Source organism: Pseudoduganella sp. RAF53_2, from assembly GCF_052113985.1.
Taxonomy (GTDB): domain Bacteria; phylum Pseudomonadota; class Gammaproteobacteria; order Burkholderiales; family Burkholderiaceae_D; genus Rugamonas.
The window spans coordinates 1-13,658 of the sequence record NZ_JBFRDW010000378.1; the positions used below are offsets into that span (position 1 = coordinate 1).

General features: G+C 62.2%; 14 protein-coding genes. 5 read left to right on the top strand and 9 right to left on the bottom strand.

What is annotated here, in order from left to right:
* On the top strand, positions 1 to 1,243 hold a 1,243-nt coding region (locus AB4Z11_RS20470; protein ID WP_442027291.1), incomplete at its 5' end, for an FAD-linked oxidase.
* 7 nt (positions 1,244 to 1,250) lie between these two features.
* Here the strand turns inward: AB4Z11_RS20470 and prsT are convergent.
* From prsT to AB4Z11_RS20500, 6 genes are all read right to left on the bottom strand, one after another.
* Positions 1,251 to 3,992 carry an XrtA/PEP-CTERM system TPR-repeat protein PrsT gene (prsT, locus tag AB4Z11_RS20475; RefSeq protein WP_442027292.1) on the bottom strand — a complete coding sequence of 914 codons (2,742 nt, stop codon included), beginning with the start codon at positions 3,990 to 3,992 and terminating at the stop codon, positions 1,251 to 1,253.
* 78 nt (positions 3,993 to 4,070) lie between these two features.
* A complete protein-coding gene (locus AB4Z11_RS20480; protein WP_442027294.1) occupies positions 4,071 to 4,982 on the bottom strand; it encodes a LysR family transcriptional regulator in 912 nt (303 codons plus the stop codon).
* A gap of 9 nt (positions 4,983 to 4,991) precedes the next feature.
* Positions 4,992 to 5,444: a tetratricopeptide repeat protein gene (locus AB4Z11_RS20485; RefSeq protein WP_442027295.1), complete on the bottom strand. Its 453-nt coding sequence runs from the start codon at positions 5,442 to 5,444 to the stop codon at positions 4,992 to 4,994.
* A gap of 212 nt (positions 5,445 to 5,656) precedes the next feature.
* Entirely contained in the window at positions 5,657 to 6,055 is a 399-nt protein-coding gene (locus AB4Z11_RS20490; RefSeq protein WP_442027297.1) for an Hpt domain-containing protein, read from the bottom strand.
* Between the two features lie 11 nt (positions 6,056 to 6,066).
* Complete coding sequence (locus tag AB4Z11_RS20495; RefSeq protein WP_442027299.1) at positions 6,067 to 7,356, bottom strand: alpha/beta hydrolase; 1,290 nt, start codon at positions 7,354 to 7,356, stop codon at positions 6,067 to 6,069.
* Positions 7,357 to 7,425: 69 nt separating this feature from the next.
* A complete protein-coding gene (locus AB4Z11_RS20500) occupies positions 7,426 to 7,803 on the bottom strand; it encodes a hypothetical protein (protein WP_442027300.1) in 378 nt (125 codons plus the stop codon).
* 127 nt (positions 7,804 to 7,930) lie between these two features.
* Between AB4Z11_RS20500 and AB4Z11_RS20505 the strand changes: the two genes are divergently transcribed.
* The gene (locus AB4Z11_RS20505) at positions 7,931 to 10,075 is read left to right on the top strand and encodes a pre-peptidase C-terminal domain-containing protein (protein ID WP_442027302.1); all 2,145 of its coding nucleotides are present in this window, start codon (positions 7,931 to 7,933) and stop codon (positions 10,073 to 10,075) included.
* 119 nt (positions 10,076 to 10,194) lie between these two features.
* Positions 10,195 to 10,584: a DUF4280 domain-containing protein gene (locus AB4Z11_RS20510; RefSeq protein WP_442027304.1), complete on the top strand. Its 390-nt coding sequence runs from the start codon at positions 10,195 to 10,197 to the stop codon at positions 10,582 to 10,584.
* Here the strand turns inward: AB4Z11_RS20510 and AB4Z11_RS20515 are convergent.
* Together AB4Z11_RS20515 and AB4Z11_RS20520 are read right to left on the bottom strand one after the other, a co-directional pair.
* The gene (locus AB4Z11_RS20515; protein WP_442027306.1) at positions 10,581 to 11,507 is read right to left on the bottom strand and encodes a LysR family transcriptional regulator; all 927 of its coding nucleotides are present in this window, start codon (positions 11,505 to 11,507) and stop codon (positions 10,581 to 10,583) included. The two genes, AB4Z11_RS20510 and AB4Z11_RS20515, sit on opposite strands and share 4 nt — an antisense overlap.
* A complete protein-coding gene (locus AB4Z11_RS20520) occupies positions 11,504 to 12,517 on the bottom strand; it encodes an FUSC family protein (protein ID WP_442027308.1) in 1,014 nt (337 codons plus the stop codon). The genes AB4Z11_RS20515 and AB4Z11_RS20520 overlap by 4 nt, the downstream gene beginning before the upstream one ends.
* 127 nt (positions 12,518 to 12,644) lie before the next feature.
* Between AB4Z11_RS20520 and AB4Z11_RS20525 the strand changes: the two genes are divergently transcribed.
* Positions 12,645 to 13,211 carry a methyltransferase family protein gene (locus AB4Z11_RS20525; RefSeq protein WP_442027310.1) on the top strand — a complete coding sequence of 189 codons (567 nt, stop codon included), beginning with the start codon at positions 12,645 to 12,647 and terminating at the stop codon, positions 13,209 to 13,211.
* Here AB4Z11_RS20525 and AB4Z11_RS20530 read toward each other — a convergent pair whose 3' ends face one another.
* Positions 13,212 to 13,484, bottom strand: a complete 273-nt coding sequence (locus tag AB4Z11_RS20530) for an acylphosphatase (RefSeq protein WP_442027312.1) — start codon at positions 13,482 to 13,484, stop codon at positions 13,212 to 13,214.
* A 59-nt stretch (positions 13,485 to 13,543) separates the two neighbouring features.
* Between AB4Z11_RS20530 and AB4Z11_RS20535 the strand changes: the two genes are divergently transcribed.
* A partial coding sequence (locus AB4Z11_RS20535; protein ID WP_442027313.1) for a helix-turn-helix domain-containing protein occupies positions 13,544 to 13,658 on the top strand: 115 nt, incomplete at its 3' end.

Genomic DNA, 13,658 nt, shown 5'->3' on the forward strand with positions numbered 1-13,658 from the left:
GGATGGATTGCACGGGGGGCGGAGGATGGATTGCACGGGGGGCGGACCGGACACCAGCCTCGTCGGCAATATCCTGGAGCGCGGCTTTGGCCACTCGCCCTACGGCAACCGCTTTCAGAACGTGGCCGGAATGAGAATCGTGCTGGGCAATGGCGAGGTGCTGAACACGGGCTTTGGCCATTTTCCCACCGCCGTTAACCAGCGCATCTTTCCGTATGGCGTGGGGCCTTATCTGGATGGCTTGTTCACGCAGGCGAATCTGGGCATCGTCACCAGTCTCGGCCTGTGGCTGATGCCGAAGACGCAGGCGATCAACCATTTCCTGTGTTCAGTTGAAGAGCACGGCGATATCGCAGCGGTGGTCGATGCACTGCGGCCCTTGCGTATGGGCGGTATCCTGCGCAGCATTCTGCATATCGGCAATGACTTGCGCGTGATTTCGGGCGGCATGACCTTTCCGCATCAGCTCGCGCCTGGCGCATCGCGGCTGCCCGACGAAGTGCGCCAGCAACTGCGGAAGTCGGCGGGCATTGGGAGCTGGACCGTGTCAGGGGCGCTTTACGGCAGCACCGCGCAATTGGCCTTTGCGCGGAAAGCGGTGCGCATGGCTTTGGCGCCAACCAGGGCGCGTGTTCAGTTTCTTGACGAGCGCAAACTGGCGCTGGGCGAGATGGCGGTGCGAATGCTGGGCAAGGGTGCGCTGGCACACAAGCTGCGCGCGCGCGTGGCGCTGGGCCGCTCGCTATTCGACATGAACCGCGGCATTCCCAATGGGCGATTTCTGGCGGGGGCTTACTGGCGCCGCCGGGGTGGCTTGCCAAAAGGCTTCCCGCAAGGCGCCAATCCTGCGCTTGATAACTGCGGTCTGCTGTGGGTTTCGCCCGTTTTGCCGATGCGTGGCGCCGATATGCTGGTGGCCAGCTCCCTGGCCGATCGCATTTTCCGTGCGCACCAGTTCGATCTGTTCGCGACTTTCAGCATGATCAACGAGCGCGCGTTGGGCGGCGTGCTGACCGTCGCTTTCGATAAGGAAGATGCGGCTGAAACGGCCCGCGCGCGCGCCTGCCACGACCAGCTGTTTGAGGAAATGATGGCCGCAGGCTACATTCCCTACCGCGTGGGGCAGCAATCGATGGATAAACTGGACAATGGAGACGACAGCTTTTGGCGTACTGTAGCGCGTGTCAAAGACGCATTGGACCCGCAGCACATCATCGCTCCCGGCCGTTACGGGCCAGGTTAAGATGTCCTTACAGTTTGGCCATCAGCGCCTGCACTTCGCTGCGCTGAGGAAGATCATGCAGGGCCAGCAGCTGTTCGCACTGTATACGCGCCGCGCGTTTGTCGCCGGTTTGTGCCAGCGCCTGTGCGTAATGGAAGCGGATATCGGCTGAAGCGGGCGCCTGGTCGACAGCTTTCCTCAGCAGAGGAAGTGCGCGCGTGGCCTGGCCTTGCGAGGTCAGCACCGCGGCCAGCGTGTCCGCGACGGCCGGATTTTGCGGCGCGAGTTTGAAGGCGCGCTCGGCCAGGCCTTGCGCACGCTTATCGGCAAGTTGCAGATAGCACCAGGCAAGGTCGTTCAATACCAGCGCATTGTTTGGACCGACCTCCAGCAAGCGTTCGTACTGAGTGCTGGCGGCGTGGAAGTCGCGGTCCTGTACCAGCGCGCTGGCATAGTAGAGGCGCGTGCGGGCATCGGCCGGATTTTTATCCTGCCACTGGTCCATGCGCGCATTGGCCGCAGGGCGCTTGCCGGACGCGCGCAGGGCGCGATGGATCGAGATCAGCAGCGGGCCTGTGCGCATCAGTTCGAAGCCCCGTTCATAGCGCTTTAATGCTTGTTCAACGTTACCTTGGGCTTGCAGTGCGTCGCCTTCCAGCTTGAAGCCCAGTGCATCATTGGGACGGCGCCGTTGCACGCCCTGGGCGAGACTGATGGCTTCCGGCAGCGCGCCGCCATCGATCAACATGGCGCTGGCCAGGGCGAGCGCATCATCGCGATCCGGTTCGAGCGCCAGTGCGCGGCGAACGGCAACCATTGCGTCATGCGGACGCTTCAGCGCCAGCTGTTCCAACGCGATGCGCATTTGCACAGCTGCCGAACGGGCCTGAAGTACGGCGAGTTTGCTGTAGCTTTCCAGCGCATTGGCATGCTCGCCGCTGTCTGCTTCAGCGCTCGCCAGCAGGGCCAGCACTTCAGCATTAGCCGGATTGGCGGCGTGCAGCTTGCGTGCCAGCGTCATACCCTTTTCTCGGGCGCCGCTGCGCAGATAGGCCGCCGCCAGGATGGTGGACGTCGCCACATCATTCGGGTGCGCGGCGCAGGCCTTTTCCAGCCAATTGACGGCTTCAGCCTGATTGCCCTGACCGGCGGCGAGCTTCGACAGGGCGATCATCAGCGGCAGACTGTCCCTGGAGCGGGCCAGAGCCTCGTTCAAACGCCTGCGCGCCTGATCCGGTTTCTTTTCCATCAAGTCGAGCTGGGTGAGGTTTTGTAAGGCAGGCATGTACTGCGCATCCAGCTTGAGTGCCTGTTCGAAACCGGCACGCGCGCCGTGCAGATCGCCTTTGGCCAGCAGCACGCCACCGCGCAGATTCTGCACCATGGGGTTGTCGCCTTGCTTGAGCATGGCCTCGACCTGTTGCATGGCTTTGTCGAAGTCGCGTGCCCGCAAGTGCGTCATGACCAGCAACGCGCCGGCGCGCGAGCCGGCGCCGGATGTGCGGGCCGCCTGCTCCAGTTCGGCGATGGCGCGCTTGTGCTCGCCTGTGCCAAGATGGCTCAGGCCTTGCGCCGCTTGCAGCTGAGTTGAGTCCGGAGCGAGCGCGCTGGCGCGTTCGAAGTAGGTGGCGGCCTGCTCGAATTTGCGCAATTGCATGGCTGCCTCACCAGCCAGTGCGAGCACATCCGCATCGGACGCATCGCTTCCGACCAAGGGTAGTAACAAGTGCAGCGCCTCTTCTGGCTGGCGCGCATTCAGCGCTGCAGCCGCCAGCAGCCGGGTGGCATAAGGATGGTGCGGTGAGCTTTCTAGAAACTTTTGCAAATGGCCGCGCGCCTGCGTGAAGGAACCCATGGCCGTTTCGATGGCGCCGGCCAGCAGCAGGCTTGGCGCATGATCCGGCGCCGCACGCAGAATTTGCTGCACCTGGGTCAGCGCGCTCTTATTCTGGCCTTCCCGGAAATCCAGCATTGCCTGCGCATAGTAGACCAGCAGGCTATTGGGCTGGCTCTTGCGCGCGGCAGCGATCTGCTGCCGGGCTTGTTCCAGTTGTCCGGCCTGAATGGCGAGATTGGCAATGTCGATGCGTGCCTGCAGGTTATTGGGCCTGAGCTTCAGTACGCTTTCATAGGCCAGGCGAGCCGCCTCCAGCCGTCCCTGAGCGCGCAGCAAATCACCCTTGAAGCGCAGCGCGTCGATTTCACGCGGCTGGGCGACGATCGCTTGCTCGATATAACGCATGGCTTCGTCTTGCCGCTCGCGCGCCATTGCCAGCCGGGCTAGGCCGAGCAGGGCGTCCATGCTGTCCGGACGCGCTTGCAGCGCCTGGCGGAACAGGGGAGCCGCCAGATCCGGCTTGCCCAGGCCAAGCTGAGCCTCGCCGCGCAGGGCCAGCACGATCGCGCTACTGCCGTCATTGCTTAGCACATCCAGCAGCTTCTGATATTCGCCTTGCAGCAGCAAGGCCTTGCCCAGATAAGGAATAACTTCGGCGCGGGGACGGCCACGGTCCAGGGCGCGCTTCAGTTCTTTCTCTGCCGAGACGGCATCACCCTGTTCGACGTACACTTCGCCCAACAGCTGCCGCACCGAGCCGTTTTCAGGCGATTGCTCGGCCGCGTTCTTCAACTGAATGACGGCAGCCCGGAAGTCGCCGCGAGCGCGGAAGCCGCGCGCCTCTTCCAGCAGTTTATCGGCGGGCTGCATGCGTTGGCAGGCGACGAGAATGGCAAGTGCCACACCGGCGGCAACGGTAATGCTTTTCGACATGACCTTCTCCTCAGCTGGCAAAGACTCCAGCGTAGGGAAGCGGCGGCGGCGCTCATTGACGCCGCGCAAAGGACTTGCTTAGTTGACGCGGTCCCAGGGCGGCGTGCCTTCGAACTCCCGGACCAGGAAATCGATCATGGCGCGCACCTTGGCGCTCAGGTGTCGGCGGCTGGGATAGACGGCCAGCACATCGATGTCAGGAAGCCGATAGCCGGGCAGCACCGGCACCAGCCGCCCTTCACGCAGGTCGGCACCGATCAGGAAGCTTGGCTGCCAGATGATGCCCATCCCGCCCAGCGCGGCAGCCCGCGCGGTGTCGCCGTTATTGGTATGCATGGCGCCACGGACTTTCACCGGATGCGGCTTGCCCGCCTCGTCGGAGAACTGCCATTCGTCGCCGGTGGGGTTGTAGCTGTAGACAATGCATTCATGCTGCTGCAGATCGGCCGGCGTGCGCGGTATTCCGCGCCGCGCCAGGTAGTCCGGCGAAGCGCACACGATATTGCGCGACGTGGCCAGCTTGCGCGCCACATTGCTGGCCGAGCCGGCGCGCGAGATGCGGATCGCCATGTCGTAGCCTTCTTCGACAATATCGACCACGCGGTCGATCAGGGAAATGTCCAGCTGTACATCCGGATGCTGCTGCATGAACTTTGGCCACAAATGGGCCAGCTGCAATACGCCAAAACTGAGCGGCGCATTGATCCGCAGTACGCCGCGCGGATGCAGGGCGGCCGACGACACAATGGCTTCCGCCTCCTGCACCTCTTCGAGGATGGAACGGGCGCGCTCAAACAGCGCTTCGCCGCTCGGTGTGAGCGACATCTTGCGCGAGCTGCGGTTCAGCAGTCGGGTCTGGAGATGGGATTCGAGGTCGCTGATGTAGCGGGTAACGTTGGCAGGGGAGGTGTCCAGGGATTCGGCGGCACGCGCGAAGCCCTCTTTGCGCACAACTTCGACAAACACTTCGAGCGCGCGCAGCCTGTCCATGCAGCCGCTTTACTTGACGTGGCCGGCAGCCGCCAGCCACTTGGCGACTTCCGCATCGCTGTGCGGAGCGCCTTCACCGTTGCGGGCCAGGGAAGCCAGGGTCAGCGCCGCCTGTGCATGGCGGTGTTCCGCGGCTTGCACATACCAGGGCCAGGCCTTGTCGGTCGCTTCTTCCTTGCTCACATTGCCGGTGCGGTACATCTCCGCCAATTGGAATGCCGATTCCGGATCGCCCTCGCGGGCGGCCTTTTCGAACAGACGCATGGCTTCGCCGCGCTTGGCAGTATCGTTGCGGTACAGCATGCCCAATTCACGGGTCGCGACGGCGGACCCTTGGTCCGACCATTCGCGCAGGCGGCGCTCGGCGGCCGCGCCACCGTGCTTGCCAACTTGCTGGGCCAGTGCGAGGACTTCCGGTGCCGCAGGCACAACGTCATCCCGCGCCTGACAGGCAATCAGCATGCCCACCATCACGAGTATACCAGTTTATTGCCTAAAATCAACTCTCGGCATGCCGTTCCATCATTGTAGGCACTATGGCCACAGGACGGCGCACGATGAATCACGAGGCGGCGCAAGACTGCCAAATTCACAAATTGTTGGCGATCTTAGCACGGGCGTATTGCGCTGCATCATAAGAAACCAGCGCAAGGGGGTAAAACTTGTAACAAGAATTAACGGGCTGAGGCACGTCCGGAATGACGGTCCAGCCAGGCGCCGGCGTAGTCCAGCACCAGTTTCAGCTCACCTTCCAGGGCGGTGAACAGATAGGGAACTTCCATCATGCGCCCCTCTTGCAGGGCCAGCTCCAAGGCCAGTGACGCGGCCACGAAGCGTTTGGCGCCGAGCGCGCCAATTGTTGCGCGCAGATTGTGCAGGATGCGGCGCGCTTCCATGAATTTCTCGTCCCGGATCGCTTCACCCGCCATGTTCAGCGGTTCGACTCCGGGTCCGATACCGTCGCGAACAATCTTCACGACATTGGATATCGCCTTGTCATCGTCGCCCATGTACTGCATGAGCCGATCGACACAGAATATGGCCTCATCCGAGGCGCTGGCATAGGCGGTCATGCTGCTTCTCCTCAATCGCGGAACACCCAATAGCGTCCCGCCCCGCTGTCTACGGCACGCAGGCCGAAACGGTCGGCGGCCCGCGCATGTTCGTGGATCAGGTAATACATATCGCTCAGCGCCGAGCGCCGCTCGGCAAAGTAGGAGTGCTTGATGAAACCGGTATCGATCCCGGTCACATCAATGGTCTCCACGCCCGGGGCCAGTGCCAGCCCGGGGCCGCTTTCCCCGGCGCGGGGATAGCCATGCACCGACTTCGAAGCTTGCAGCGCCGCGTCTTCCGACGAGGCATACAGCGTGACCGGGTTGGCAGCCTTCGCCAGCGCCGGCGCGATTTGCTGCCGGAACACGTCGGCATCGATGTCCGGCGCGGTCAGGATCACTTCGCGGATACGAGCTGCCAGCTCAGGCCGCGATGCATTCAGGTTCATCATCGCACGCGTCATGGCGCGGTTGCCCATGCTGTGCGCCAGCAGGTACACGTGCTCGGCGCCGCTCTGTTCCAGGAATTCGATCAGGAACGTATTCAAGTTCGACAATGTCCATTCGACATTGGTCTCATCCACTATATATCCCGAAAGCTTGCCTTGCGAGGGCCAACTGTAAAAAATCGGGACGCCCTGGTAGCCAAGGTCATAAGCGAGCTGGCCGGTGCGCCGCGCGGCATCTTCAAAACTGGTGCGGTAGCCGTGCACGAAGAGCAGGGCGCTTTTCTCGCCGCCTGCCGCGACTGCGTCCTTCAGCTGGCCGAAGCAGTACGAGGCGTCCATCAGTTCGACCGCCATCAGCATCACGTGGTGCTCGGGATTTTCATGGAACTCCAGCCGCAGCAACGAGGGTGACTCCAGTTCGCCCATGCGGTGCTCGCGCGGGATGCTCACATCGCAGGAACCATAGCGCAGCTGGCCGCGTGCTCCGCCAAACAGGCGGGCCGGATGGCGATCGCCGGACAGTTCGCGGTCGGTGGCAAACCAGACCTTCATGACTGCATGGTTGGGCGTATCGGCCGGCTCAATTGCAGCCGGTTGCGTAATCAAACGGCTGCGGGCGCGCTTCTCAACCTCGTCGATCAGGTTGCGCGCAGCAGCCCGCAAGTAGCGGTCGCCCGCCAGGCCGGCGGAGGCCAGGGCATCGGACAGGGCGAACTGGCGGGACTGCGATCCGGGATCTTGTTCCACATCGGCGATTGCGTCCGCCACGGCGGGAGAGTTCCCCGCCAGCCGGGATTTCAACATCTGGTAGGCTGCGCTGATGCCTCCTTCGCTGGCACCAGCCGTCACTGCAGTAGTGATGACATCCATGCGATTCTCCTGGCTCCGTTAATGCATATCTGACCACACTGAATGGGGCAAGTCCAGCCCCGCGCGCACCTATTCAGAAGGGCGCAATTCCATCCGGTTGATGCGCGACGCCTTGTTGTAATCGACTTCCAGTAGCCATACCGCATTCCCGCAATTGAGGCGGTACAGGTACTGGCGGTCCTCGCCTTTGACCCGGCGATCCAGCAAACGCAGCGAGGGCGCATCGCAACCTTTCAACTGGCGCGCCGCCGTGCCACTGGCCAGCGTCATCGCCGCACCCCGTTCGGTGAAACGGTCCTGCGGTGCTGAGCCGCCAGCAATGCGCGCCACGATGTCCGTTACCTCCGAAGTGACTTGGGGTTCGGTGTCCTGGCTAGCGTCCTGCTGCGCGCTCGCACAACCGAAAATCAGCGCGCTGGCAAGACCTGCAGTAAGAATTTTCTTCATAAAACGGCTCCGCTGTTGTGCGTGCGCACTTGACTGATGCAAAAGCGACACTGTGTGATTTTAATCAAAATTTTCAAAAATATATTCTACTTTTTCGACATATACTCGCCGCACGCGTTTCTAAACTATGCGGAAAACGACACGCACCACGATCGCCACAATGATCATGCTGGCTTGCGCAAGCTACGCGAACGCAGCCGACAAGAGGGTCGACAACCTGACCTTCTTCAGTGGTACGAAAGCCGTCTCGGCGGAACAGGTCTTGCACGACAATGCAGAGCGCTTCGGCCTGCCTGCCGATCTCAAGAACCTGGTATTGACCCGCGTCACCGAATCGCTGACCRGCAAGCACTACTACTATCAACAAATGCTGCGCGGCCTGCCGGTGGACCGTGCTGAGATCGTGGTTTCGATCGGCAAGGATGGCAGCCTGCAGAAAATCTTCAACGAAACGCTCAGCATCTCCGGCAAGGACGATGCGGATGCCGTGAACCAGCTCTACAACAAGCAGCAGATCAGCGATGATCAGGCGCTGGACAAGGGCTGGAACAATATGAAGGTCCAGCACAAGCTGGTGAGCGTGCCGACCACCACTCTGGTCTGGGTACGCGCGAAGGRTGGTGTGCAGCTCGCGAGGAAGGTGCGGATCGAAGCTGAAATGCCGACCGGCGGCTTCGTGCAGTTCCTGAACGCCCACGACGGCACGCTGATTGATTCCTATAGCACCTCGCTGCCGCGCACCAACAAGAGCGGCGAGCGCAGCATCTCGGCGCGCGGCAAGCTGGACGGCGCAACCCTTGACCGCGCCTCAGCCACCGCGGATGCGAAGATCCGCGGCAAGTCCGATGCCGGCGCACCGAAAGCTGCAGCCAACCAAGCCGCCGCTGTGCAGGCTGCCGCTTCCGGCATCAACGGCAGCGGCTATGTGTTCGATCCTGATCCACGTACCGTGCTGAATACCGATGCGCTGACCGACACCTCGGCTGCTTCGGCCTTCGATGCTGCCTACTCGACCAAGTCCCTGAACGATCTGACCGTGACCAGCGGCGTGTATAAGCTGAGCGGCCCGTACGTCAACATCAAGGATATCGAGGCCCCGAACACCGCACCAAGCACCACCACCAACGGCGTGTGGACGGCCAAACGCGGCAACGATGCCTTCGACGACACCAACGTCTACTTCCACCTGGATCAGAACCAGCGCTACATCCAGTCGCTGGGCTTTACCGGCACCAAGTCCATCATTAACCGCCCGCTGGATGTCGACACCAACGGCGTCAACGGCGACGACAACTCGCACTACAGCGGCGGCTCGCCAGGCTCCGACTACCTGGCCTTCGGCCATGGCTGCGTGAACGACAGCGAAGATGCGGACGTGATCCTGCACGAGTACGGCCATGGCATCCAGGCCAACATCGACTCCAGCTGGAGCGGCGGCGATACCGGCGCGATGGGCGAGGGCTTCGGCGACTACTGGGCGGCGTCCTATTCCTACAGCACCCCGAACGGCAAGACTTACCATCCTGAGTGGGCCTTCAGCTGGGACGGTCACGGCTCCTGCTGGGCAGGCCGCATGCTGAACCGCTCGGACGCCAAGTACAACGCTTCGAAGACCTACGCCGCCCACACCTCGGTGACCGAAAACGGCGTGACCTTCCAGTCCGACGAACTGTGGTCGGCACCGCTGTACCTGGCCATGGTGGACCTGATCGCCGCCGGCAAGCCACGCGCCAACATCGACAAGATCATCCTGGAAGCCCACTTTGGCCTCGGCGCCAACGTGAAGATGCCGGCCATGGCGACCGCTATCGTGAATGCCGCCAAAAACCTCTTCCCTGGCGACCTGAGCTATGCGAACACTTACCAGGCCAAGTTCGAGGCGCAGAAGATCCTGACCGCGACCGGTCCAACGATGAGCGAGACGGAAAGCAATAACACCATAGCTACCGCCAACCTGATCTCGACGGCCAACACCACCGTGAACGCCACCATGAGCGCAAGCACGGACGTCGACTACTTCAAGGTCACTCTGCCGGCCGGCAAGACCCTGACGGTGGCCATGACTCCGAACTCCAGCTCGGACTATGACCTGGAACTGTACAACTCGGCGGGCACCAAGCTGAGCTCCAGCGTCAATGGCAAGGGCGCTGTGGACACGGTCAGCAAGGCCAACACTGGCTCCAGCTCCATGGATCTGTATGCCAAAGTGATCTATTACAGTGGTGGCACCGGCGCCACCAGTGGCAAATATACCCTGAACGCTTCCTGGTAATTTGCATTAAAACCGCCCCGGGATTAGACTCGGGGCGGTTTTATATTATTTCGATTTGGAATTAGATTATTATTGGATATAAATTTGTAAGTTAATAATTGCTATTAACTGGAGGGTAAATGTCCCAGTGCGTATGTTCGGGAGCATTAATGCAATGCAGCTTCGGCGCCGCGCCGGGCGCTCTGAAYGTGCTGCCCGCCAACCGCACCATGACCGGTGGCCCGCCAGCCGCGACCATCATGGACAACATACCTATAGTCAACGTTCCACCATTTGGTATGTGCAGCAGTCCGTCCAATCCTGCCGTCATCACCGCCACCGCCGCCGCGTTAGGCGTGCTGACGCCGATGCTTTGCGTGCCGGTTCCGGCCGGCCCCTGGGTGCCAGGTTCGCCAACAGTGCTGATCGGCAGCATGCCTGCCTTGAACGCTACCTCAAAGCTGATGTGCGCCTGGGCTGGCGTAATCCAGATCAATTTCGCCGGACAGGCGACCGTCATGGTGCCCTAGGGCAGCTGCGTGCGCAGCCAGGCCAGTCCCTGATCGTCATCGCCGCGCGTATGCCAGATCGCTTGCACCTGGCGGCTGCGTGATTCGTAAGGCAGTGGCATAGTGCACAAGCCTTCGCGCGCCGCAAACAGTTCGCACAGCAGCGACGGCAAAATGGCCAGCATATCGCTTGAGCGCAGCAGGGATGGCACCGCGAGCGAATGCGGCAGCAGCATGCGCAGCCGCAGGCCGTCCGGCAGTGCCGCGCGATCGAACATATCCGACTCGCGGGCCAGGCCGCGTTCGGACAGGAAGCCATCCACCGCGCCTTCTTCCGGTCCGCCGAGCGAGACTGCCATCAATCCGTATTGCGCCATATCGGCCGCGCTCACGCCGCTCTGCGCGAGCGGATGATCGGGGCGCATGGCCAGCATATCGGTCTGTGTCCACAGCGGCATGACACTGAAGCGCGGCGGCACGTCGGCAAACACGCCAATCGCCATATCGATCCTGCCCAGGTCAAGCTGGCCAGCCAGGTCAATCCGCGTCGATGGCCGAATCACCAGATTGACTTGCGGCGCCAGTGCTTGCAGGCGTGCGCTGAGGCGATCCAGCAGCAGCAAGGTGATGTAATCATTTGCCGCCACCACAAAATCGCGCAGCGCGGTGGCGGGTGCGAACGGTTCTTCGCCGAGCGCATTGCCGATCTGCTGAAGCGCATTGCGCAAGGGCGTGGCCATCGCCTGCGCCCGCGCTGTGGGCTGCATGCCGTTGGCGGTGCGGACGAACAACTCGTCGCCCAGCGCTTCACGCAAGCGGCCCAGTGCATGGCTGATCGCCGACTGGCTCAGGTTCAGCCGCTTCGCCGCCCGCAGCAGATTGCGTTCTTCAAATACGACGTTAAACACCCGCAGCAGGTTCAGATCGATGCGATCGAAGTTCATATTGGATTAACGCGTTGGCGAAGTGGCCATAATACCGCGCAGACTGCCGTCAGTACGGCGACCGAAAACACCAGGCCCGCGCTGTCGTACAAATATTGGTCATTGTGGGCCGCGCCGGGGTAGGCGAGCATGCTTAGAGTGATACAGTAGCCCAGGCCTTGTCCGAGCGTCTGCGCACGGCCCGTCATCCATGCACCGATTGCCAGTGCTGGGGCCAGCAGCAGGCTTGGCGGCAATGGCAGCCAGAGGTAGCAGGCCTTCAGAAGCAGGGCCATCGCCACCGCGCCGACTGTGCCCGACGACATCTGCAGCGCCGCCCGCACGGGATGCGCGGCCAGCGCCACCAGCGCACAATCGACGGTGGCGTTCAGCGTCGCCATCGCACCACCGCGCCACGAGGTGGCCAGCCAGAGCGTGCCCATGGCCAGCATCGCGATAGCGGGATGCAGGCCAGCCAAGGACGCCTGCACCGTACGCGCGCCCGCCGGCAGCATCATCGCGGGCGCCGGGGCAGGTGGCGCGGGTGGCGAATGTAGTGGCGCGGGCATCACTGCGCGGCGACCGAGCGCCAAGGCGGCGATGGCCGCGCAAGCCACGCCCAAGCCCACTTCGGCGAGGCGGCTGAGTGCATCGACGCGTACGTGATGCAACTCCATGGTGGCTGGAATGCCAATCAGCAGCGGTGTGTACCCGGTCAGCACAATGCTGTAAGCGCGCAAATCCCGGTTGAAGGCCGCGGCGGCCGTGAATAGCGTGACCCAGACGCCCAGCGCCATCAAAAGGCGCTCAGGCGTCTGCGCAAACAGCGGCGCCAGCAGCCAGGCGGCGGCCACGCCGGTCACTGTGCCGATCATCCGGTACAAGCTCTTGGCGAGCACCTGCCGCGTCAGTGGCTGCATGAGGATAAACACGCTGACCATCGTAATCTGCGGCATTGGCAGCTTAAGCCAGATGGCAATGGACATGGCGACCAGCGCAGTCGCAACGGTAGTGAAGACATGGCGTAGCACGGCGAATTCCTTGTGACGCAAAGCCGAAGCATGCCATCAGCAGGCGCTGCGCAGAAGCGATCATTATTCAAGATGATCTTGCATAGAATTCATACGTGAGCCGGAGGCGCTGTGCGATCATAACGCCATGTTCTGGCGATACTTCCCCATTGCGCACGCTGTCGTCTTCGGGCTGCTGGCAGTCACACTGCGCTCATATCTTGCCGGCCGCATGAAGCTTACTTTCCTGCACGGCCAAGGCCCACGTGATTTCGTGGCGCGCTGCTTCTACCTTGGAATTCCGCTGGTGGATATAATTTACCTGGTTTTCTACACGGCGACAGGCAATCCCGGCCCACTGCTGCTGGATAACGAAAGTCTGCGCTGGCTTGGCCTRCTGATGATGGTGCTCGGTCCGGCGTGGGTCGTCTATGCGCAAGCGTCGATGGGCCGCAGCTGGGCCATGGGTGTCGTCGACGACGGCGAGTTAATGACTGGTGGACCGTTCGCCATTTCGCGCCACCCGATCTACCTGGGCGTGCGCATCATCATGCTCGGCCAGTTGCTGGTAATCGGCAGCTGGCCGGTATTCGTGGTGTGGGTGCTGTGCGAAGTGCTGGCGCAGATCCAGGTACGCTTCGAGGAAGAAGCCATGCACGCACGCTACGGCCAGCGCTACGCCGAATACTGCGCCCGCGTGCGGCGCTGGCTGTAACTAGGCCGTGGGGCGAATATCGAAGCGCTCAGTTGGCGCTTCATCCGAATCGCTGACAGTCACCTTGCTGACGCGCGCTGCGGAAGGTCCACGCTGCGCCCAGCTGACCATGCGCTCGATCGCTTCATCCGGTCCGTGCACGCAGGCTTCCACTGTGCCGTCGGCCCGGTTGCGCACCCAGCCGCGCAAGCCCAGCGCTTCCGCCTGATCCGAAAAAGCGTAGCGATAGCCGACGCCCTGTACCAGTCCTTCTACGAGAGTTCGCTTTGCCATGGTCGACCTCCGTCGCGGCCATGCTACCATCGTTTGCTTCGGGATACACGGAACGGACGATGGACAAGGCGAGGGCGGTGGAACTCTTTGCGACCGTGGCGCGCGCCGGTGGCTTCAGCGCGGCCGCAGCGGACGTGGGCATGAGCGTGCAAGCGCTCAGCAAGGCTGTCAAGC

Bases quoted from the DNA above. Each gene is read 5' to 3' on its own strand.
- AB4Z11_RS20500 (WP_442027300.1), bottom strand. From the start codon at position 7,803: ATGAAGAAAATTCTTACTGCAGGTCTTGCCAGCGCGCTGATTTTCGGT.
- AB4Z11_RS20490 (WP_442027297.1), bottom strand. From the start codon at position 6,055: ATGACCGCCTATGCCAGCGCCTCGGATGAGGCCATATTCTGTGTCGAT.
- AB4Z11_RS20485 (WP_442027295.1), bottom strand. From the start codon at position 5,444: ATGCTGATTGCCTGTCAGGCGCGGGATGACGTTGTGCCTGCGGCACCG.
- AB4Z11_RS20515 (WP_442027306.1), bottom strand. From the start codon at position 11,507: ATGAACTTCGATCGCATCGATCTGAACCTGCTGCGGGTGTTTAACGTC.
- prsT (WP_442027292.1), bottom strand. From the start codon at position 3,992: ATGTCGAAAAGCATTACCGTTGCCGCCGGTGTGGCACTTGCCATTCTC.
- AB4Z11_RS20480 (WP_442027294.1), bottom strand. From the start codon at position 4,982: ATGGACAGGCTGCGCGCGCTCGAAGTGTTTGTCGAAGTTGTGCGCAAA.
- AB4Z11_RS20495 (WP_442027299.1), bottom strand. From the start codon at position 7,356: ATGGATGTCATCACTACTGCAGTGACGGCTGGTGCCAGCGAAGGAGGC.
- AB4Z11_RS20530 (WP_442027312.1), bottom strand. From the start codon at position 13,484: ATGGCAAAGCGAACTCTCGTAGAAGGACTGGTACAGGGCGTCGGCTAT.